The organism is Streptomyces sp. NPDC107522 (genome assembly GCF_055657525.1).
Genome location: NZ_JBVKAU010000001.1, coordinates 727,575 through 746,632 on the forward strand (window position 1 = coordinate 727,575; position 19,058 = coordinate 746,632).

At 70.8% G+C, this 19,058-nt stretch carries 16 protein-coding genes, 1 tRNA gene and 1 pseudogene; 11 read left to right on the forward strand and 7 right to left on the reverse strand.

The features are described 5' to 3' along the window. Positions 1 to 3: 3 nt before the first annotated feature. The 7 genes and pseudogenes from ACZ7L6_RS03190 to ACZ7L6_RS03220 all read left to right on the forward strand — a co-directional run bounded on the left by ACZ7L6_RS03190 (position 4) and on the right by ACZ7L6_RS03220 (position 5,416). Positions 4 to 783 carry a PIG-L deacetylase family protein gene (locus ACZ7L6_RS03190; protein WP_471920210.1) on the forward strand — a complete coding sequence of 260 codons (780 nt, stop codon included), beginning with the start codon at positions 4 to 6 and terminating at the stop codon, positions 781 to 783. Then, the gene (locus ACZ7L6_RS03195) at positions 780 to 1,484 is read left to right on the forward strand and encodes a 4-carboxy-4-hydroxy-2-oxoadipate aldolase/oxaloacetate decarboxylase (RefSeq protein WP_471920211.1); all 705 of its coding nucleotides are present in this window, start codon (positions 780 to 782) and stop codon (positions 1,482 to 1,484) included. Before ACZ7L6_RS03190 ends, ACZ7L6_RS03195 begins: the two co-directional genes overlap by 4 nt. Beyond that, entirely contained in the window at positions 1,481 to 2,593 is a 1,113-nt protein-coding gene (locus ACZ7L6_RS03200; RefSeq protein WP_471920212.1) for a 4-oxalomesaconate tautomerase, read from the forward strand. The genes ACZ7L6_RS03195 and ACZ7L6_RS03200 overlap by 4 nt, the downstream gene beginning before the upstream one ends. After that, positions 2,590 to 3,540: a VOC family protein gene (locus ACZ7L6_RS03205; protein ID WP_471920213.1), complete on the forward strand. Its 951-nt coding sequence runs from the start codon at positions 2,590 to 2,592 to the stop codon at positions 3,538 to 3,540. Before ACZ7L6_RS03200 ends, ACZ7L6_RS03205 begins: the two co-directional genes overlap by 4 nt. A gap of 43 nt (positions 3,541 to 3,583) precedes the next feature. Further along, positions 3,584 to 4,650: pseudogene (locus ACZ7L6_RS03210) on the forward strand (MFS transporter); the annotation flags it as partial. A gap of 206 nt (positions 4,651 to 4,856) precedes the next feature. Continuing rightward, on the forward strand, positions 4,857 to 5,129 hold the full coding sequence (locus ACZ7L6_RS03215) for a hypothetical protein (protein WP_471920214.1): 273 nt from the start codon (positions 4,857 to 4,859) through the stop codon (positions 5,127 to 5,129). Between the two features lie 213 nt (positions 5,130 to 5,342). Continuing rightward, positions 5,343 to 5,416: transfer RNA gene (locus ACZ7L6_RS03220), tRNA-Pro, on the forward strand. Positions 5,417 to 5,494: 78 nt separating this feature from the next. Here the strand turns inward: ACZ7L6_RS03220 and ACZ7L6_RS03225 are convergent. Continuing rightward, positions 5,495 to 5,929, reverse strand: coding sequence for an ATP-binding protein (locus ACZ7L6_RS03225; protein ID WP_471920215.1), 435 nt, complete (start codon positions 5,927 to 5,929; stop codon positions 5,495 to 5,497). A gap of 145 nt (positions 5,930 to 6,074) precedes the next feature. Here ACZ7L6_RS03225 and ACZ7L6_RS03230 point away from each other — a divergent pair, with 145 nt between their 5' ends. The 3 genes from ACZ7L6_RS03230 (at position 6,075) to ACZ7L6_RS03240 (ending at position 9,939) form a co-directional block, all read left to right on the forward strand. Next, on the forward strand, positions 6,075 to 6,842 hold the full coding sequence (locus ACZ7L6_RS03230) for an IclR family transcriptional regulator (protein ID WP_471920216.1): 768 nt from the start codon (positions 6,075 to 6,077) through the stop codon (positions 6,840 to 6,842). A gap of 42 nt (positions 6,843 to 6,884) precedes the next feature. Next, positions 6,885 to 8,399, forward strand: coding sequence for a glycerol kinase GlpK (gene glpK, locus ACZ7L6_RS03235; protein ID WP_471920217.1), 1,515 nt, complete (start codon positions 6,885 to 6,887; stop codon positions 8,397 to 8,399). A gap of 298 nt (positions 8,400 to 8,697) precedes the next feature. Then, the gene (locus ACZ7L6_RS03240) at positions 8,698 to 9,939 is read left to right on the forward strand and encodes a vanadium-dependent haloperoxidase (RefSeq protein WP_471920218.1); all 1,242 of its coding nucleotides are present in this window, start codon (positions 8,698 to 8,700) and stop codon (positions 9,937 to 9,939) included. A 24-nt stretch (positions 9,940 to 9,963) separates the two neighbouring features. Here the strand turns inward: ACZ7L6_RS03240 and ACZ7L6_RS03245 are convergent, their stop codons facing one another. Beyond that, a complete protein-coding gene (locus ACZ7L6_RS03245) occupies positions 9,964 to 10,941 on the reverse strand; it encodes an isopenicillin N synthase family dioxygenase (protein ID WP_471920219.1) in 978 nt (325 codons plus the stop codon). A 489-nt stretch (positions 10,942 to 11,430) separates the two neighbouring features. Here ACZ7L6_RS03245 and ACZ7L6_RS03250 point away from each other — a divergent pair, with 489 nt between their 5' ends. Beyond that, positions 11,431 to 12,252, forward strand: coding sequence for a DUF1684 domain-containing protein (locus ACZ7L6_RS03250; protein ID WP_471920220.1), 822 nt, complete (start codon positions 11,431 to 11,433; stop codon positions 12,250 to 12,252). Positions 12,253 to 12,363: 111 nt separating this feature from the next. On the opposite strand, the gene ACZ7L6_RS03255 is transcribed toward ACZ7L6_RS03250, so the two are convergent. From ACZ7L6_RS03255 to ACZ7L6_RS03275, 5 genes are all read right to left on the reverse strand, one after another. Beyond that, complete coding sequence (locus ACZ7L6_RS03255) at positions 12,364 to 13,278, reverse strand: ABC transporter permease (RefSeq protein WP_471920221.1); 915 nt, start codon at positions 13,276 to 13,278, stop codon at positions 12,364 to 12,366. Further along, a complete protein-coding gene (locus ACZ7L6_RS03260) occupies positions 13,265 to 14,080 on the reverse strand; it encodes an ABC transporter ATP-binding protein (RefSeq protein WP_471920222.1) in 816 nt (271 codons plus the stop codon). Before ACZ7L6_RS03260 ends, ACZ7L6_RS03255 begins: the two co-directional genes overlap by 14 nt. Before the next feature lie 30 nt (positions 14,081 to 14,110). Next, the gene (locus ACZ7L6_RS03265) at positions 14,111 to 15,217 is read right to left on the reverse strand and encodes an ABC transporter substrate-binding protein (protein ID WP_471920223.1); all 1,107 of its coding nucleotides are present in this window, start codon (positions 15,215 to 15,217) and stop codon (positions 14,111 to 14,113) included. Between the two features lie 342 nt (positions 15,218 to 15,559). Beyond that, positions 15,560 to 17,551 (reverse strand): FAD/NAD(P)-binding protein, encoded by a 1,992-nt coding sequence (locus tag ACZ7L6_RS03270; protein ID WP_471920224.1) that lies wholly within the window; start codon positions 17,549 to 17,551, stop codon positions 15,560 to 15,562. Next, the gene (locus ACZ7L6_RS03275; protein ID WP_471920225.1) at positions 17,548 to 18,555 is read right to left on the reverse strand and encodes an amino acid ABC transporter permease; all 1,008 of its coding nucleotides are present in this window, start codon (positions 18,553 to 18,555) and stop codon (positions 17,548 to 17,550) included. The genes ACZ7L6_RS03270 and ACZ7L6_RS03275 overlap by 4 nt, the downstream gene beginning before the upstream one ends. Positions 18,556 to 19,058 lie beyond the last annotated feature (503 nt).

The following is a 19,058-nucleotide window of genomic DNA, read 5'->3' on the forward strand; positions in this document are numbered from 1 at the left end:
GCGATGACCCAGGCCGACGCGCCCTCCCCCACTCCCCGTGCTGGGGGACCCTCGTCCCCACCCCGCTCGACACTCGTCATCACCGCGCACGCCGGCGACTTCGTGTGGCGGGCGGGAGGTGCCGTCGCCCTGGCCGCCTCCCGCGGCGAGAAGGTCACCATCGCCTGCCTGACCTTCGGCGAGCGCGGCGAGTCCGCCAAGGCCTGGCGCGAGGGCAAGAAGCTGGAGGAGATCAAGGCGATACGGCGGGACGAGGCCGAACGCGCCGCCGCCACCCTCGGCGCCGAGGTCCGCTTCTTCGACGCCGGCGACTACCCGCTGGTGGCCACCGCCGAGCTGACCGACAGGCTGGTCGAGGTCTACCGCGAGACCCAGCCCGACGTCGTCCTCACCCACCCCACCGAGGACCCGTACAACGGCGACCACCCGGCCGCCAACCGCATGGCACTGGAGGCCCGCGTCCTCGCCCAGGCCGTCGGCTACCCGGGCCCCGGCGAGATCATCGGCGCCCCGCCCGTCTTCTACTTCGAGCCGCACCAGCCCGAGATGAGCGGCTTCAAGCCCGAGGTGCTCCTCGACATCACGGACGTCTGGGAGACCAAGCGCAGGGCCATGGAGTGCCTCGGCGCCCAGCAGCACCTGTGGGACTACTACACCGACCTCGCCGTACGCCGCGGCGTCCAGCTCAAGCGCAACGCCGGCCCCAACCTGGGCCTGGCCCACAAGACCATGGCCGAGGCCTACATGCGCCCCTACCCGCAGATCGCGAAGGAGCTGGCATGAGCGGCGTGATCGTCACCGGCCCGCCGAAGGCGGATGCCAAGGACGTCGAGGCGCTGGCCGGGTTCGGCGTGGCCACCGTCAGCGAGGCCCGGGGGCGCACCGGTCTTCTGGGCTCCGGGATCCGCCCCATCCAGCAGGGCGTACGGGTCGCGGGTACGGCCGTCACCGTGCTCAGCCGGCCCGGCGACAACCTCATGATCCACGCCGCCGTGGAGCAGTGCGGTCAGGGCGACATCCTGGTCGTCACCACCACCTCCCCGTCCACCGACGGCATGTTCGGCGAGTTGTTCGCCACCGCGCTGCAGCGGCGTGGCGTGCGCGGCCTGGTCATCAACGCGGGTATCCGGGACACCCAGGAGCTGCGGGGGATGGGCTTCGCCGCCTGGTCCCGGGCCGTCTGTGCGCAGGGCACTGTCAAGGCGACCGGCGGCTCGGTCAACGTGCCCGTGGCCATCGACGGCCAGGTGATCCGCCCGGGCGACGTGATCCTGGCCGACGACGACGGCGTGGTGGTCGTCCCGCGCGAACGCGCCCGCGAGACCGCCGAGAGGTCCGAGGCCCGCGAGGCCAAGGAAGCCGCCTCCCGCGCCGCCTTCCTCGACGGCCAACTGAGCCTGGACCGCTACGGGTTGCGGGAGACGCTCGAGCGCCTGGGCGTCGAGTACAAGACCTACGAGGAGTACGCGGGGGAGGGCTCGTGACGGGCGGGTCCGAGGAGGTGCGCTGCCTGCTGATGCGTGGCGGCACCTCCAAGGGCGCCTATTTCCTCGCCGACGACCTGCCCGCCGACCCCGCCGCCCGCGACGACCTGCTGCTGCGGATCATGGGAAGCCCCGACGAACGGCAGATCGACGGGCTGGGCGGCGCGCACCCGCTCACCAGCAAGGTGGCGGTGGTGTCACCGTCGGCCGACCCGAGGGCCGACGTCGACTACCTCTTCCTCCAAGTGGTGGTCGACCGACCCGAGGTGGCCGACCGTCAGAACTGCGGCAACATCCTCGCCGGCATCGGTCCGTTCGCCGTCGAGCGCGGACTGGTCCCGGCGGGCGGGGAGCGGACCTCCGTCCGCATCCGCATGGTCAACACCGGCGACCTCGCCACGGCCACCTTCCCCACCCCGGGCGGCCGGGTCGACTACACGGGCGACGCCGAGATCTCGGGCGTGCCCGGCACGGCGGCCCCCGTGGTCATCGAATTCCCGCCCGGAGCGGGGAAGTTGCTGCCCACGGGCAACGTCCGCGACGTCATCGACGGTGTGACGGTGACCTGCGTGGACAACGGCATGCCGACCGTGCTCATCCCCGCGACCTCCCTGAAGGTCACCGGCTATGAGACACCCAAGGATCTCGAGGAGGACCTCGCACTTGCCGCCAGGCTCCGCGAACTCCGGCTCGAAGCGGGGGAGTTGACGGGCCTCGGCGACGTGTCGGCCACCACCGTTCCCAAGCTGACCCTCCTCGCCCCTCCCCGCCACGGCGGCGCGATCACCACCCGCACCTTCATACCGGTGCGCTGTCATACGTCCATCGGCGTGCTCGGCGCGGCCAGTGTGGCCGCCGGCCTGCGCGTCGAGGGCGGCGTCGGTGCGGAGCTCGCGCAGCTGCCCGCCGACGGCGACCGTGTCCGCATCGAACACCCCACAGGATTCCTGGACATCGAGAGCAGCCTCGGCACCGACGCCGACGGCCTGCCCTGTGCCCGCCGTACCGCCGTGGTCCGCACGGCCCGCAAGATCTTCGACGGCACCGTCTTCCCCAGGTCCGCCGGGACGGCCCCCCTCCCCGCACGACCCCTTGGAGGTCACCGATGACCCCGCCGCTCGGCGACATCGCCCACATCGGCCACGCCCAGCTGTTCACGCCCGACCTGGACGCCGGCGTCGCCTTCTTCACCGACTATCTGGGTCTCACCGTCAACGGCGAGGACGGCGACACGGTCTACTTGCGCACCTTCGACGACTACGAGCACCACAGCCTGCTCCTCACCGCCCGCGAGCAGCCGGGCCTCGGCCGGCTCGCCCTGCGCACCTCCAGCGAGGAGGCACTCCATCGCCGTATCAAGGCGATCGAGGAGGCGGGCGGCACCGGCAAGTGGGTCGAGGACGAACCCGGCATCGGAAGGCTGTACCTCACCACCGACCCGGACGGGCACGAACACGCCCTGTACTGGGAGAGCGAGTACTACCGGGCGCCGGAGGAGCTGAGGCCCGCGCTGAAGAACCAGCCGCAGGCCAAACCCAACCGGGGCGTCGGCGTACGACGGCTCGACCACATCAACTTCCTCGCCGCCGACGTGCTCGCCAACGCCGAGTTCCAGGAGCGGGTGCTGGGGGCGCGGCCCACCGAGCAGATCCAACTGAACTCCGGGGAGATCGCCGCCCGTTGGCTGACCTTCACCGACAAGTCGTACGACGTCGTCTACACCTCGGACTGGACCGGCTCGACCGGTCGGCTGCACCACATCGCCTTCGCGACCGACACCCGCGAGGAGATCCTGCGCGCCGCCGACCTCGCCATCGACACGGGTGTGTTCATCGAGACGGGCCCGCACAAGCACGCCATCCAGCAGACGTTCTTCCTGTACGTCTACGAGCCCGGCGGCAACCGCATCGAACTGTGCAACCCGCTCACGCGACTGGTGCTGGCCCCTGACTGGCCGCTCGTCACCTGGACCGAGGCCGAGCGGGCCAAGGGGCAGGCCTGGGGACTGAAGACGATCGAGTCGTTCCACACGCACGGGACACCGCCGGTCGCCTGAGGCTGAACCGGGCGCAGGACCAGCTGATGGTCGCCTGCGTCACGTCACGCTCTTCTCGCTGGCCTCCGGGCTGTGCGCGCTCGCGGGCGGCGTCGGCGTCTTCGGTCTCGGCCGCACCCTCGCCGGTGTCGGACTCGGCGGTCTGCTGCCGACCGCGATCAGCATGGTCTCCGACTACGCCCCGCGTGGCCGCGGCGCCCTCACCATCGGCATGCTGATGACCGCCCACCACGCCGGCGGCGTCCTCTCCGCCTATGTCGCCCTGTGGGTTGTCGAACCGCTCGGCCGGCGGGCCGCCTTCTGGGTCTGCGTACTGCCGTTGCTCTTCGTGCCGGTGCCGGCCAGGTTCCTGCCCGAGCCGCTGAGCTTCCTCGTCGCCAAGGGTCGCCAAGGGTCGCCGAGGAGGCCGGCAGACTGGCGAGCCGCTACGACGTCGAGCTGCCCGCCGCCAAGTCCGACCGCCCGGCCGCCGCCGACCGCTGGGGCAACCTGCTCAGCCTGTTCCGCGGCGGCGAGTGGACGCAGACCCTGCTGTACTGGCTGGCCTCCTTCGGCGGTCTGCTCCTCGTCTACGGCGTCGCCACCTGGCTGCCCACCCTGATGCGCGGCGAGGGCTACAACCTCGGCTCGGCGCTCACCTTCGTCGTCCTGTTCAACCTCGGCGGCATCGTGGGCATGCTGGTCGCCGGCCGGGCCTCCGACCGCTTCGGCGCGCCGCGCATCTCGGCGATCTGGTTCGCGCTGACCGTCGCCGGGGTCTTCCTGCTCAGCGTCCACATGCCGCCGGCGCTGACCTTCACGGTGGTGTTCCTGACCGGTGTGTTCCTGAACAGCGCCCAGACCATGATCTACGCGACGGTCTCCATCCGCTCCCGCCCGGACAGCCGTGCGACCGCCGTCGGCTGGACCTCCGGCATGGGCCGCTTCGGCGCCGTCTTCGGCCCGTGGCTCGGCGGCCAACTCCTCGCCGCGGACAAGGGTGACTGGGGCTTCACCGCCTTCGCCCTCGCGGGACTGTCCTCCATGGCGTTCATCGGCGTCGCCGCGCTGCGGGGCTCGCGGCAGGTGACGCGCAGTGACGCTGGCCAGGAGCTGATCGGCGCCCATTGATCAGGCGGGCGAGGGGAGCGGATGCCGCTCATCACAGGAAGTTCGATGGGCGGCATCAGGCATATGGACTGATGACGGCACACACATATCGGCTGATGAGCTGAGGTGCTACGTACGACGGTCTCACGTATTGTGACGGCATATGCCCAGTGCGTAGCGGGGGTCCCGTGATGCTGCCGGGGCAGGGGAGACAAAGGGGGTCCAGAGTGCCGGCGCTTCTCGCGGTGATGGCTGTTGTCGGGTACATGGCCACGGCGGGTCTGCCGTGGTGGGCGGTGGTGGCGGTGGTTGTGCTGACGGCGGGGCTCGCCGGCCGGACCGGGATGCGGAAGGCTGCGACGAGTCAGCCGGTCAGGTCCTCGGCCGACAAGTGCTCGACCGTCGTGCCGGTGTCCGTGAACGTACGGGCGGTCACCTGTCCCGACGAGTACACCGAGAGGGTGGGCGGTGGACGGGAGCCGGTGTTGCGGAACAGGTGAGGCGCAAGACGTCTCCCGCGCGGCGTGCGACGCGTTCGCCGGTGCCGACCGGGGCCGGCGCGCGTTCCGCACGCCGTCGAGTCGCGGCTTCGCCGCACTGGCGCCGCTGTGCCTGGCCGCGGCCGGCGCCCCAGGCGGCGACATTCCGGACCGGCTGCGTGGATGAGGTAGGGTTTACCTGCGTGATCACGCGCTTCACCGCGCGGGACACACCGGGACGTGGCGCAGCTTGGTAGCGCACTTGACTGGGGGTCAAGGGGTCGCAGGTTCAAATCCTGTCGTCCCGACGGTGTGAAGGGTCTTCGCAGGCGAGAGCCTGTGAGGGCCCTTTTTCGCTGGGCCGTTCGACGGGGAGACGGTTCCCCTCAGCCCTGCCCGAACCGCAGCTCCGCCCACCGGCTGGTCCCGCCGGGGTGGACATGAATGCCGCACCGGGACGCCAGCGTCGTGACGATGCCGAGGCCCCGGCCGTGCTCGTCCGGGTCGGGAGCGGAAGTCGGGGGGCCTGCCGGGCTCGCGGGCCCCATGTCGGTCACTTCGACGCGTACGGCCCCGAAGGTCTCCGCATGGCTCCGCGAGAGGCTCAGGGTCGCCGGGGGCAGGGCGTGGACGACGGCGTTGGTGAGCAGCTCCGAGGCGACCAGCAGGATGTCTTCGGCGATGTCCGCGGCCAGGTGCCAGTCGGCGAGGACCGTGCGTATGCGGCGACGCAGGGCCGAGACGGCTCCGGGGGTGTGCGGCAGCGTAAAGACGTGTTCGACTTCCCCGCGAGGCGCGGCGTCGAGCTGCGCTGTGATCATGTGTCCTCCTCCTCAGGGAAGCCGTGCCGGTCGCAGGCCGGACGTGAGGAAACGCTAAGGACCGAAATGTGAGCGGTCAACGAACATGGGTCGGCATTACCGAACGAGAGTCCCATGTCAGGAAAAGCCGGACTACCATCGCTTCATGGCCGGCCCAGTCCAGTCCATCGAGCGGGCGGCGGCGATCCTCCGCCTGCTCGCCAGTGGATCCCGTCGGCTGGGGCTCGGAGAGGTGGCCTCGTCGCTCGGGCTCGCCAAGGGCACCGCCCACGGAATCCTGCGCACCCTGCAACACGTCGACTTCGTGGAACAGGACCCGGCGACCGGGAAATACCAGCTCGGGGCGGCCCTGCTGCACCTCGGCACCAGTTATCTCGACGTCAACGAACTGCGGTCGCGCTCCATCAACTGGGCCGACGCCCTGGCCGCCCGCAGCGGGGAGGCCGTACGCCTGGGCACGCCTCTGGAGGGCAGGGTGCTCGTCATCCACCACGTCTTCCGGCCGGACGACACCCTCCAGACCCTGGACGTCGGCGCGCTGCTGCCGCTGCACGCCTCCTCGCTCGGCAAGGTCCTGCTGGCCTTCGGGGCCACGCCCGTCGACCCCTTGCTGGAGGACGCACCGGAGGCATACACGCGGCACACCCTGGTCCACCCGGACGAGCTCAACCGGGCGCTCGGCGAGATCCGGGACCTGGGCTGGGGCGCCGAAGTGCAGGAGATGAGCATGGGCGAAGCCGGCATCGCCGCGCCGATCCGGGGACAGGGCGGCCTCGTGGTGGGCGCGATCGGCGTGTCAGGCGCCGTCGAGCGGATCTGCGACACCAAAGGCCGGCCCCAACCGGCCCTGATCACCGTGCTGCGGGAGGCGGCACGCGCTATCTCCAGAGACCTGGGCGCGGCCCGCTGGTAGGCCACCGGCACCTCCGCGACACATCGGAAGGCAGGGCCGATCATGGTTGACCGGTATGTGATGTCCATCGACCAGGGCACCACCTCCACCCGATGCATCCTGTTCGACCACGGCGGGCGGCTGGCGGCGGTCGCCCAGCGGGAACACCAGCAGTACTTCCCCCGGCCCGGCTGGGTCGAGCACGACGCCGTCGAGATCTGGCGCAACCTCCAGCGCGTCGTCCCCGAGGCGCTCTCCAACGCGGGCATCGACGCCGGGCAGATCTCCGCCATCGGGATCGCCAACCAGCGCGAGACGTCGGTGCTCTGGGATCCGCGCACGGGCGTCCCCTTGGGCCGGGCCATCGTCTGGCAGGACACGCGCACCGCACCGCTCGTCGAGGAACTGAGGAAGGACCCGGGAGACGAGTTCTTCCTCGAACACTGCTGCCTGCCTCCGTCGACCTACTTCTCCGCGCCCCGCCTGCGCTGGCTGTTCGACAACGTCGAAGGGCTGGAGCGACGCGCCCGGGACGGCGAGGTGCTCTTCGGCACGATGGAGAGCTGGCTGATCTGGAACCTCACCGGCGGCACGGACGGCGGCCTGCACATCACCGACGCCACCAACGCCAGCCGCACCATGCTCATGGACATCCGGACACTGACCTGGGACCAGTCGCTCATGGACTTCTTCGGGGTGCCGCGCGCGATGCTGCCGGAGATCCGGTCCTCGGCCGAGAGCTACGGCGAGGCCCGCGCGCTGCTCCCCGGCGTGCGCATCACAGCGGCCCTCGGCGACCAGCAGGCGGCCCTGTTCGGCCAGACCTGCTTCTCGCCGGGCGAGGCGAAGTGCACCTACGGCACCGGCAGCTTCCTGGTGATGAACACCGGCACCGACCTCGTACGGTCCCAGCACGGGCTCCTCACCACGGTCGCGTACAAGATCGCGGGCCGGCCCACGGTCTACGCGCTGGAAGGCCCGATCGCCGTCACCGGCTCGCTGGTCCAGTGGTTCCGCGACCGGCTGGGCCTGATCCACAGCGCACCCGAGATCGAGACGCTGGCGCGCACCGTCGAGGACAACGGCGGCTGCTACATCGTCCCCGCCTTCTCCGGCCTGTTCGCCCCGCACTGGCGCAGCGACGCCCGCGGCGTCATCGTCGGCCTCACGTCGTACATCACCAAGGGCCACCTGGCCCGCGCCGTCCTGGAGGCCACCGGCTGGCAGACCCGGGAGGTCGTCGACGCCATGAACGCCGACTCCGCGCTCGCCCTGAAACAGCTCAAGGTGGACGGCGGCATGACGTCCGACCACCTCCTCATGCAGATCCTGGCCGACGTGCTGGACGTTCCCGTCGTACGGCCCCTCGTCCACGAGACGGTGTCGCTCGGCGCCGCCTACGCCGCCGGTCTCGCGGCCGGCTACTGGCCGGACCTGAAGGTCCTGCGCCGCAACTGGCACATGGCCGCCCAGTGGCTGCCGGACATGGACCCAGAGCGGCGGGAGTGGGAATACGCCAGCTGGAAGCGGGCCGTCGAACGGTCCCTGGGGTGGATCCAGTCGCCGAAGCGCTCGTGATGTGTAACGGGCACATGGCATGCCCGCGAATGTGTCGTTGCAGGGTCGATTGAGCGAACTGGTCCGGGTTGACCGCGTTTTGACCTGCCGTTAGGTTCGGCTCCATGCGGATCTTCGAACCCCTTCGCATACGGCGGGCCATTGCTCTGATGCGCGTCGCCACCGCGGTGTGTAGCTGACCCGACCAGGACACCGCCGAAGGCCAGGAGTCCCCGGAAGATCACGCGGAGCACGCCGCCGCGCGCCCCCGAATGCGCGGCCGCCGCGTCACCCACCTCACCGAAACCGTAGGAGAACTGTGCGTTCTTCCAGAACCCGTCCCGCTCTCGTCGTCCTGGGCGCGGCGGCCCTGCTGTCCGCGTCCGTCGCGGTTCCGCAGGCCTCCGCGGCCGGCCGTACCTCCACGGCACTCGCCTGGTACGACGCAACCGCCGACACCGTCGCGACGGCGGGAGCGTCCACCCAGATCACCAACAGCCGTACCTGGGCGATCAGTTGGCTCGCCGCGGCCCGGGCCACCCGGACCGTGCCGACGGGCGTCGAGCGCGGCCCGTATCAGGAGGCGGCCCTCGCCGGCGCCGTGCACCGTGCGCTGGTGACGCTGGCCCCCAGCCGCGCGGAGCAGCTCGACGCGACGTTCGAGGAGACTCTCGACGTGATCCCCGACGGTCCGGCCGAGGACCGCGGCGTAGCGGCGGGGGAGCGGCAGGCCGACCTCGTCCTCAAGTCGAGGCAGGGCGACGGGCTGGACCCCACCTCGGTCAACGCGCCGTACGCAGTCAAGCCCGCGGCCCCCGGCGTGTGGCAGCCGACGCCGCCCGCCTACGCCCCGGCGGCCCAGTACGGCAACGGGCTCGCCGAGCCCTTCCTGCTGAGGACGCCGAGCCAGTTCCGGCTGGGCCCGCCGCCCGCCCTGGACTCCCGGCGCTACGCCGCCGACCTCGCGGAGGTGCGCGCGTACGGAGCCGCCGACAGCACGGCGCGCAGCGCCCGGCAGACCGAGACGGCCACCTTCTGGCTCGGCTCCTCCCTCACCCTCTACACCGAGCCCCTGCGCGTGGCGCTCTCCCGCACGGACCAGGGCATCGCCGGGCAGGCGCGGCTGGTCGCGCTCTTCCACGTCGCTCTGGTGGACACGCAGATCGCGACCGCCGACAGCAAGTACGCCCACGAGCGGTGGCGTCCCGTGACCGCGATCCGCACCGGCACCATCGACCCCGACCCGAACTGGACGCCGCTGCACACCACCCCGGCGCATCCGGACTACCCGAGCGGCCACAACACCTACTCGGGCGCGGCGGAGACCGTACTGGCCGCACTGGCCGGGCCGCGCACCGCCCCGTTCGACCTGACCAGCCCCACCGCGCCCGGCGTGACCCGGACGTACACCACCTGGAAGCAGCTCTCGGACGAGAACGTCGACGCCCGGGTCTTCTCGGGCATCCACACCCGCTCGGCCGACGAGGCGGGCATCGCGCTCGGCAAGCACGTGGCCCGGTACGTCCTGCAGAACGCGGGACCGCTCCTGACCGCCCGCTGACACTCCGCGGCACCCGCGTGAAGGTCAGTCGATCGCCAGCTCGGGGTGGTGCTTCTTCACCACCTCGGGGTGGGCGCGCACCCAGCCCTTGAGTTCGTTCCAGCCGAACTCCGCGTACAGCGGGTTGACCGGGTCGTCGGTGACACCCGTCGCGTCGGACGCGCCGGGGAAGGGGAGCGGGGAGATGTGGGCGTCCAGGCGCGGGTTGTAGAAGAACGGCGCGGAGTAGCGCTCGCGGGCGCCCGGCGGGGAGATCACGCGGTGGTTCGTGGCCTTCAGGTAGCCGTTCGTGGCCACTTCCAGCAGCTCGCCCAGGTTCACCACGAATGCTCCCGGCAGATGGGGCACGTCGATGAAGCCGCCCGCCGACTCCACCTGGAGGCCGGGCACCTCGTCCGTCAGGAGCAGGGTCAGGAACCCGTAGTCCTTGTGTACGCCCACCCCCTGGTCGTCGCCCTCCGGGGCGCGTCCCGGGTAGCGGATCAGCTTCAGGTGGTTGCGCGGGTTGCCGGAGAAGGCGTCGTCGTAGAAGTCCTCGGGGCCGCCGATCGCGCCGAGCAGCTCGTGCAGCAGGCGGTGTGCGACCGAGCTGAGCCGGGCCATCCAGTCCAGCGCGACCTCGCGGAGCGAGGGGAGTGCCGGCGGCCACTGGTTCGGTCCCTCCAGCCACCAGTAGGCGGGCTCGTCCGTCGCGGGCACGTGCGGCGGCAGCTCGTTGCTGATGTCGAGCTGGTCGCGCCAGTCACGGTGGCCCTGGGTGTGCTCGTTGCCGATCCGCGTGTAGCCGCGGAAGTGGGGGGAGTTGAGGTTGTCGATCACGTGCCGGTCGGGCTCGGGGAGGGCGAAGAACGCGCGTGCGGTGCCGAGCAGCCGGGCCTGCTCGGCGGGGGTGATGCCATGGCCGACCAGCTGGAAGAAGCCGACGTCGCGGGCGGCTCTGTGGAGCGCGTCGCGGTCGAGGGCGGACAGGTCGATCACCGGAAGAGAGGTGAGCTGAGACATGGATGGCGTCCCTTTTTGTGAAAGGTGCGGGAGGAGAGAGCCGGATCAGCGGTTCTCGCTGTGACGGCACATGTGGTGATGTGCCACACAGGTCCACATGACGACCGAGGCGAACTCGGCCCGCGGCAGGGTAGTGACATACCGCTTCGTGAGAAAGACACGCTGAGACAGCCGGCCGTGCGAAACGGCAGGATTCAGACGCGTGCCGAACGAGGACAGACCGCGGACGAGGTGCGGCAGTAGTCGACGTGCCGCCGGGTGATCAGCCGCGTACCCGTGCCCGCACTGTGCGGCGCAGCACCAGGTACCTGCATCGTGGGCCTCCACCCGTCCGGATCTTGCGGTTCAACGTACGTCGTTCGCCCCTGTGAGTGTCAAGCGCAGCCGAGGCAGGTCCCCGGAGAGGCCGGGACCGGGATGAACTGCGAGGCCGCAGCTGTTGTGGAAGGAACAAGGGTCGGCCCCCAAGCCCCGTGACAGGGAGTGCAGATGACCGTCCAGGACGTCGAACGGCAGAGCTTCACCGAGGCGTGGGAGCAGTGGCACCGGCGGAAGGAGGAGGTTCTCTCCGGCCCGCACGGCTTCCTCGCGATCACCGGCCTGCACTGGCTGAGCGCGGAGCCGGCCCGCTTCGAGGACGCGCCCGGGGCGTGGTCGACCACCGCCGAGGGCGTGGTGGTCGAACTGGCCGACGGCGAGGAACTGACCGTCGACGGCACTGTGGTGCACGGGCGGCACGGCTTCGGGGTCATCGCCGAGCGGGACAGCCGGTACGTCGCCGCCGGTGACGCCGTGATCGAGATCGCCAAGCGCGGCGGCCACGACATCCTGCGGCCCCGCCACCCGGACAACGAGCTGCGTACGTCCTTCACCCGCACCCCCGCCTACGCCCCGGACCCGCGCTGGGTGCGCCCGGGCCGTTTCCTGGCGTTCGAGGAGCCGCGGGCGGTGACGGTCGGGGCCGCGGTGGAGGGGCTGGAGCACGTCTACGACTCCCCGGGGCAGGTCGAGTTCGAGCTGGGCGGTGCGGTGCACCGGCTCACCGCGTTCAACGGCAGCACCCCGGGCAGCCTGATGGTGCTGTTCACCGACAGGACGTCCGGCGTGACGACGTACGCGGCGAACCGTTCGCTGCAGATCGCCGCCCCGGACGCCGAGGGGCGGGTGACCCTCGACTTCAACCGAGCCGGCAACCTGCCCTGCGCCTACACGGACCTGGCGACCTGCCCGCTGCCGCCGGCCGAGAACCGGCTGCCCGTCGCGATCGAGGCAGGCGAGAAGATCCCCCTGGAGCGGGGCGGACAGCCCTGAAGCACGCACCTTGAAGCACCGCACCCTGAAGCAAGAGGCCGCCCGTCTCGGTGAGGAGAAGGGCGGCCTCCGTCGCGCTCCCACCGGAGCGCGGCCCATCACGTCCGGCCGTCAGCGAGTGACCAGCAGCCCCCGCCCCCGCAGCACCCGCCGCTCCACCGGGCTGAAGATCAGCAGGTCGATGGCGATGCCGACGAGCAGGATCAGGAAGATCGCCAGGAACACCTGCGGCATGCTGCTGTTGTTGCGGCCGTTCTCCAGCAACTGGCCCAGACCGACGCCGAGATCGGGCGAGGAGGCGATGATCTCGGCGGCCATCAGCGAGCGCCAGGAGAAGGCCCAGCCCTGCTTCAGGCCCGCCAGATAGCCGGGCAGCGCCCCCGGCATCACGATGTGCCAGGCCTCGCGCAGCCCGGTCGCGCCCAGGGTGCGCCCGGCGCGCAGGAACAGCGGCGGGATCTGGTCGATGCCCGCGACGAGGCCGTTGGCGATGGAGGGGACCGCTCCGAGCAGGATCACGGCGTACATCATCGAGTCGTTCAGACCCAGCCAGATCACGGCGGGCGGCACCCAGGCCACCGACGGCAGCGACTGCAGACCGGACAGGATCGGGCCGATGGCCGCCCGGACGAACGCCACCCGGGCGACCAGCAGGCCGAGCGGCGTACCGATGGCGAGTGCCATCAGGAAGCCGAGCAGACCGCGTGAGACGGACGTCCAGATGTAGTCGAGGAGCGTTCCCTGGAGCCAGGCCTCGCGCACCTCGCCCCACACGTCGGCCGGCGAGGCCAGCTTGTAGGCGGGCGCGACCTCGGCCCACACCAGCAGTTGCCAGACCACCAGCACCAGCGCGACGGCGGTGACGGGCGGCAGCACCTTGCGGACCAGGGTCTCGCGCAGCGGCGTACGGCCGACCTGCACCGAGTCCAGTGCGTCGAGCCCCGCCTCCAGCCCCGCCAGATCCTCGGCGCTGTTTTTCTTGATGTCGACGGCCTCGGTGTCGACGGGGTTGTCAGTGCTGGCCATGGCGGCGGATCTCCCCACGCAGTTCTTCGGTGATCTCGACGGACAACTCGGCGACCGCGGTGTCCTCGAGGCGACGCGGATGCGGCAGGCCGACCGTCCACTGTCGGGCGATACGGCCCGGGCGCGAGGACAGCAGGACGACCCGCTGGGCGAGCCGCACCGCCTCGCGCACGTTGTGCGTCACGAACAGCACCGACAGTCCCGTTTCCCGCCAGATACGGGTCAGTTCGTCGTGCAGCACGTCCCGGGTGATCGCGTCCAGCGCGGCGAACGGCTCGTCCATCAGCAGCAGCCGGCTGTCCTGGGCCAGCGCCCGGGCCAGGGCGACGCGCTGGCGCATACCGCCCGACAGTTCGTGCACCCGCTTGCCGTACGCGCCCTGCAGCCGGACGAGGTCCAGCAGCCGTTCCGCCTCCGGACGGCGATCGGACTTGGGAACTCCCCTGAGTTTCAGGGCGAGTTCGACGTTCTTGCCCGCGGTCAGCCACGGGAACAGCGCGTGTTCCTGGAACATCAGGGCGGGTCGGCCGTCCGTGCCGATCGAGCCGGCGGACGGCAGGTCGAGGCCTGCGACCAGGTTGAGCAGCGTGGACTTGCCGCAGCCGGAGGCCCCCAGGAGGGTGACGAACTCGCCGGGTGCGACATCGAGCGTGATGTCGTCCAGCACGAGTTGCTGCCCGCCGGGCGTGCCCGGTGCCGGGAAGGACTTCGAGACGTGCTCGATCCGGGCGGCGTACGTCACCGCCGGGGCGTCCTCCGCGACCTTGGCGGTCGTGGCCGTCGTCGTGGCCATGGTCGTCATCTCCTGGGGACTCGTCGGGTGCGGTGCTCGTTACTTCACGCCGAGACCGGCGTCGTCGACCTCGTCCTTGCCCTCGGCCTTGAGGACCTTGTTGAGCGGGGCGAGGTCGTAGATGCCCTTCAGGTCGGGCTTCTCCAGCAGGCCGGCCTTGACCGCGTGCTGCGCCTCGGTGTCGAGGGTGGCGGCCAGCGGGTCGTCCAGGAAGGTGATCGACTTCCAGGCCGGGTCGATGACCTCGGCGGGCAGGGCCTTGCCGGACTCCGCCTTCAGCGCCTCGTTGGCGGAGGCCTTGGCCTTGTCCGGGTTGGCGTTGATCCACTCGTTGGTCTTCACCGAGCCGCGCAGCACGGCCTCGACGACGTCCGGGTGGTCCTTGAGGAAGTCCTGCCGGACGATGATGTTCGTGATCACGAACTTCTTGTCGGGCCACAGGTCGGCCTCGTCGAGGAGCACCTTGGCGCCCTCGGCGACCAGCTTGGACGCAGTGGGCTCGGGCACCCAGGCACCGTCGATCGAACCGGACTCGTAGGCGTCCGGGGTGATCTTGTTGTCGGTGCGGACCACGGAGACATCGCCCTTGCCGCTCTCCGCGTCGACCTTCCAGCCCTGCTCGGAGATCCAGTTGAGCAGCGCGACGTCCTGGGTGTTGCCGAGCTGCGGCGTGGCGATCTTCTTGCCCTTGACGTCCTTCAGGGACTTGATCTTGTCCGGGTTGACGACGAGTTTCACGCCGCCCGACGCCGAACCGGAGATGATGCGCAGGTTCTTCCCGGCCGCCTTGGTGTAGCCGTTGATGGAGGGGGAGGGGCCGATCCAGCCGATGTCGATGGAACCGGAGTTCAGCGCCTCGATCTCCGAAGGACCGGCGTTGAACGTCGACGGCGTGATCTCGGTGCCGCCGAGCTCCTTCTGGAACAGGCCCTCCTGGATGCCCACCAGAGCGGTGGCGTGTGTGAGGTTGGGGAAGTAGCCGATCTTCACCTCGTCGGCGGAGAGCTTCTTGGCGCCCGCCGCGACCTCCGTCTGCTTGCCGTCGTCGGTGGACTCGGCGCCGTAGCCGCAGGCGGTCAGCAGCAGGGGGAGCGCCGCGAGGACGGCGAAGGTGCGCAGGGTGGTGAGCGGTCTTGCGGCAGACACAGAGGTGTCCTCTCAGGGGAAGGGCGTTCAGGGAGGTACAGCGGGACAGGCGCGGAGCTTGTCGGCGCACACCGGCACACCACTCGCCCGCCGTCCCGGCGGGACGGCAGGGGGCGCAGCGGTGTGGGGGGTTCGTGCGGGGTGCGCGGGGAGTCTCAGACGAGCCGACAGATGGCGCTGGACGTATGGCCGAAGTCGATGTGGCGGCGCGAGGTCAGGAGGGGGAGCAGAAGGTGCGTGCTGTTGCGCGTGCGCATGACGACCCCACCCCACAGATTCCTAGTTTTCCTACCTGGTTGATGGGGATCGTGGCAGAAGCTTGCGTCCACCCCAAGGGGTTGTTCATATTTTGGACGCTGCGATCTCTCTATGTGAGAACTGGCAGCTAGCGCGGTATTCGGAAGAAGGTGCGGAACCAAGGGTGCGCAGCAGCGCCCGGGCCACCGCGTCGTTCTGGCGGAAGGCGGGGGCGTCGGTGCGAGGGCGGGCGAAGGCGGCCACGGCCCGGCTGTTGGTGGGGGCGCCGAGGGCGATGCGGCGGGGGTGAGGGCCGCCGAGGGAGGGATCGACGACGTGCCCGTCCGCTGGGGAGACGGCGAGCAGGCCCGAGCGGTGGGTGTGGGTCGGGTCGGCGATGACCTCCTCGGTGAGGGCGCCGGTTCCGTGCAGGTCGCGCAGGAGGGGGTCCTCGGTGCGGTCGAGGGAGGGGCGAGGCAGATACGCCTCGATGAGTGCCGTGGCGTGGACGGTGTGACCGGGGACGGTGGGGCTGGTCGCGGTGAAGGTACCGGTCGTCTCGTCGGTGCCGATGCGCAGGCCGGCGCCCACGAAGCGGACGACCCCGGCCCGGGAGAGGGCGAGGAGCCGGCGCAGGCGGAAGCCGGGCGGCCCGGAGGCGAGGAAGCTGAAGAAGCCGTGCCACCAGCCGTCGAGCTGCTCGGCGACGGACCGTGCGGTGAGCCGCCCCACGGCGACCAGACGCGGCAGCTGACCGTAGACGGAGAGCAGGGCGAGAAACGCCCCGAGGTCGGCGCTGAACTCCGGATCCTCGCGGCGGGCGACGTCCTGGGCGACGTGCTCGCGCAGACGGTCCTGGAAGACCTCCGGCGTCGGGAACGCGAGGCCGTCCAAGGGGTGGTCCGGGGTCTCGAAGTCCAGGCGGTCCGCCGGGTCGGGTACGGCCCTGGCGACGAGGGCGGTCATCTCGTCGTCGTACCAGTCCAGGCGGTCGTAGGCGGCGACGAACTCCGGCCAGGGGAGCGCCGTGCGCTCCGGGTGGGCGTGGAAGAGCTCGTGGTAGTGGCCGAAGCCGATCTCCTTGGCCATCAGCGGCCACACATCGTGCCGCAGGTCCAGCGGGCGGCCCTCGGCGAGCAGCGTGTCGACCGCCTCGGGGCCGAAGTGGCGCGGCAGCGGAGGCCGGGGGCCCTGGAGGCGGTAGCGGGTCTTGGAGTGGTACGGCACTCCCCGCCGCGATCCGACGTGGAGGACGGGCTCGCGGCCGGACGGCAGGTAGGTGAGGGTGCCGTCGGCCTCGGTGCGGAAGGCGCCGCCCCGGCCCTCGGTGAGCAGGGTCATCAGGTCGACGAAGGCCAGCCCGAAGCCGCGCAGGAGGACGTGTTCGCCGGGCCGGAGCCCGGTCAGGTCGGCGTCGGCGGAGAACTCCGGCGGCAGATGGAAGCGGCCGTGCCGGCGCGCGAAGTCGGCGTGGTCCCGGTGCTCGGTGCCGGGGGTGGCGCCGATGTGTCCCTGGGCGAGGACGACCAGGTCGGCGGTGAGCGGCGTGGCGCGGTCGGCCAGGTGCACCTGCTGCGGGCCGTCCGCGGGGCCGGTGACGGCGGTCGCGGTGGTGCGGTGCCACTCGACGGTCACCGAGGGCGGCAGCTCGGCCAGCGCCCGGCGGAACACCCAGTCCAGATAGGCGCTCTGGGCACGGCGGCTGGGAAAGTCGGCCCCGTCGAGCGAGCGCAGTTCGGCGAGCACCTCCGGGTCGGCGGGCTCGGCGTACGGAGTGTGACGCGGCCCCCGGCCCGAGAACTGGGCCGCCCACTCGGCCAGTGAGGGGCCGGGGCGTACCGGGCCGTCGATGGTGGACGACTCGTCGGTGAACATCGTGACGTCCTCGGCCATGGAGTTCATCCGCAGCAGCGCGGACTGCTCGTGCCGCCAGACGCGTCCAGGGCCGGGCGGGTGCGGATCGACCAGGTTGATGCGCAACTGCCGTGACCCGTCCCACAGTTCGGACGCGTTGGCGGCGATCCGCTCCAGCAGGCCCGTGGCGCGCGGTCCCGCGCCGACGACGACCAGGACGGCAGGGGAAGGGGCGGTGCTCACCGGTCACCGCCGATCACCGGGCGGGCGTCGGCGGCCGTCGCCGCGCTCAGCCGGTGGCGTACGGCGCTCAGGCGACCGCGCACCCGTTGCAGCGGAGTGGGCGGCAGAGCACGGGAGTTGCCGCGCGCGTAGTACCGCTCGACGTAGAACTGACCGGCGCTGAGCACCGTCGTGACCGCGATGTACCAGAGGGTGGCGACCATCAGCAGCGGGATGACCTGGTAGGTCTGGTTGTAGATCAGCTGCACCGAGTACAGCAGGTCGTGCACCGCCAGCACGCTGACGATGCTGGTGCCCTTGAGGGTGCCGATCAGCATGTTCCCGGCGGTCGGCACGATGGAGCGCATCGCCTGGGGGACGACGATCCGGCGCAGGGTGCGGCGTCTGCTCAGCCCGAGAGCCTGCGCGGCCTCGGTCTGCCCGGAGTCCACGGAGAGGATGCCGCCGCGCACCACCTCGGCGGCGTAGGCGGTCTCGTGCAGGGTCAGACCGATGACGGCGGTGAGGGTGGGGCCGAGCAGATTGACGGTCTTGACGGTGACGAACTGCGGGCCGAACGGGATGCCGAGGCCCAGCGTCGGGTAGAGGGCGCCGATGTTGAACCAGAACAGCAGCTGCACCAGCAGCGGCGTGGACCGGAAGATCCATACATAGCCCCAGCTCAGCGTGCGCAGCACCGGGTTGGCGGACAGTCGCATCACCGCGAGCACCGTGCCCAGCAGGAAGCCGAGCACCATCACCACGGCCGTCAGCCACAGGGAGAGCAGCAGCCCGTCGAGCACGGCTGGGGTCGTGAAGTAGCTGCCCACGACGCTCCATTGGAAGGCGTCGTTGCGGACGACGGAGTTGACCACCATCGCGAAGAGCAGCAGCGCCACGGCGGCGGTCAGCCACCGGCCCGTGTGCCGGCGCGGCACGATCCGGGGCAGGTCCGCGTCTGTGGCGTCGGGTGGCTCCACAGTCTTTGTGGCAGGGATGGACGTGACATCGGACGGCGTGACCATGGGGAGGCTCTCCGGGGAGGGAATCGCAGGCGTGGGTGAACCCCGGTGGCACTCGCGGCGGAACGCAGTTCGGACACTGCGCGGCCACGGTGCGGCCGGGGCCTGGCGTCGTCACGCTCGCCGCGTCCCTCAACGCGGCCGGAGAGGCTCATCGCGGAGCCGATCCGCCGTCGATCGTATGTGCCCACGGCATCGACGTGTCAACAGCGCGTCGGCGGGCGCCCGTCCAGGCGGTCCGGTATCCGGGCGCTGCTTGACGGGAAGGACGATGTACTGCTCAATTAGTCGCATGAATGCCCAGCAGCGCTTGGTCTCGCGCGATCACATCGACTTCGGTCGGGTGTGGTCGGCCGCGTGTTGCGCCTGACTCGGCAGCGGGCCGTCTGACCGGCCCTTCCCTCCCTCGGTGACCCCGTCGCGGGCCGAGCTCCCTCTTCACGCGCGCTGCCGCCGCACTGCCTCCTCCGACGCCCGGCGTCGTCACGCTCGTACTCACTCGTCCG

What these genes read in the sequence shown, in the direction of transcription:
- ACZ7L6_RS03275 (WP_471920225.1), bottom strand. Translation starts at nt 18,555, where the DNA reads ATGGTCACGCCGTCCGATGTCACGTCCATCCCTGCCACAAAGACTGTG.
- ACZ7L6_RS03260 (WP_471920222.1), bottom strand. Translation starts at nt 14,080, where the DNA reads ATGACGACCATGGCCACGACGACGGCCACGACCGCCAAGGTCGCGGAG.
- ACZ7L6_RS03255 (WP_471920221.1), bottom strand. Translation starts at nt 13,278, where the DNA reads ATGGCCAGCACTGACAACCCCGTCGACACCGAGGCCGTCGACATCAAG.
- ACZ7L6_RS03225 (WP_471920215.1), bottom strand. Translation starts at nt 5,929, where the DNA reads ATGATCACAGCGCAGCTCGACGCCGCGCCTCGCGGGGAAGTCGAACAC.
- ACZ7L6_RS03230 (WP_471920216.1), top strand. Translation starts at nt 6,075, where the DNA reads ATGGCCGGCCCAGTCCAGTCCATCGAGCGGGCGGCGGCGATCCTCCGC.
- glpK (WP_471920217.1), top strand. Translation starts at nt 6,885, where the DNA reads ATGGTTGACCGGTATGTGATGTCCATCGACCAGGGCACCACCTCCACC.
- ACZ7L6_RS03250 (WP_471920220.1), top strand. Translation starts at nt 11,431, where the DNA reads ATGACCGTCCAGGACGTCGAACGGCAGAGCTTCACCGAGGCGTGGGAG.
- ACZ7L6_RS03195 (WP_471920211.1), top strand. Translation starts at nt 780, where the DNA reads ATGAGCGGCGTGATCGTCACCGGCCCGCCGAAGGCGGATGCCAAGGAC.
- ACZ7L6_RS03190 (WP_471920210.1), top strand. Translation starts at nt 4, where the DNA reads ATGACCCAGGCCGACGCGCCCTCCCCCACTCCCCGTGCTGGGGGACCC.
- ACZ7L6_RS03205 (WP_471920213.1), top strand. Translation starts at nt 2,590, where the DNA reads ATGACCCCGCCGCTCGGCGACATCGCCCACATCGGCCACGCCCAGCTG.
- ACZ7L6_RS03245 (WP_471920219.1), bottom strand. Translation starts at nt 10,941, where the DNA reads ATGTCTCAGCTCACCTCTCTTCCGGTGATCGACCTGTCCGCCCTCGAC.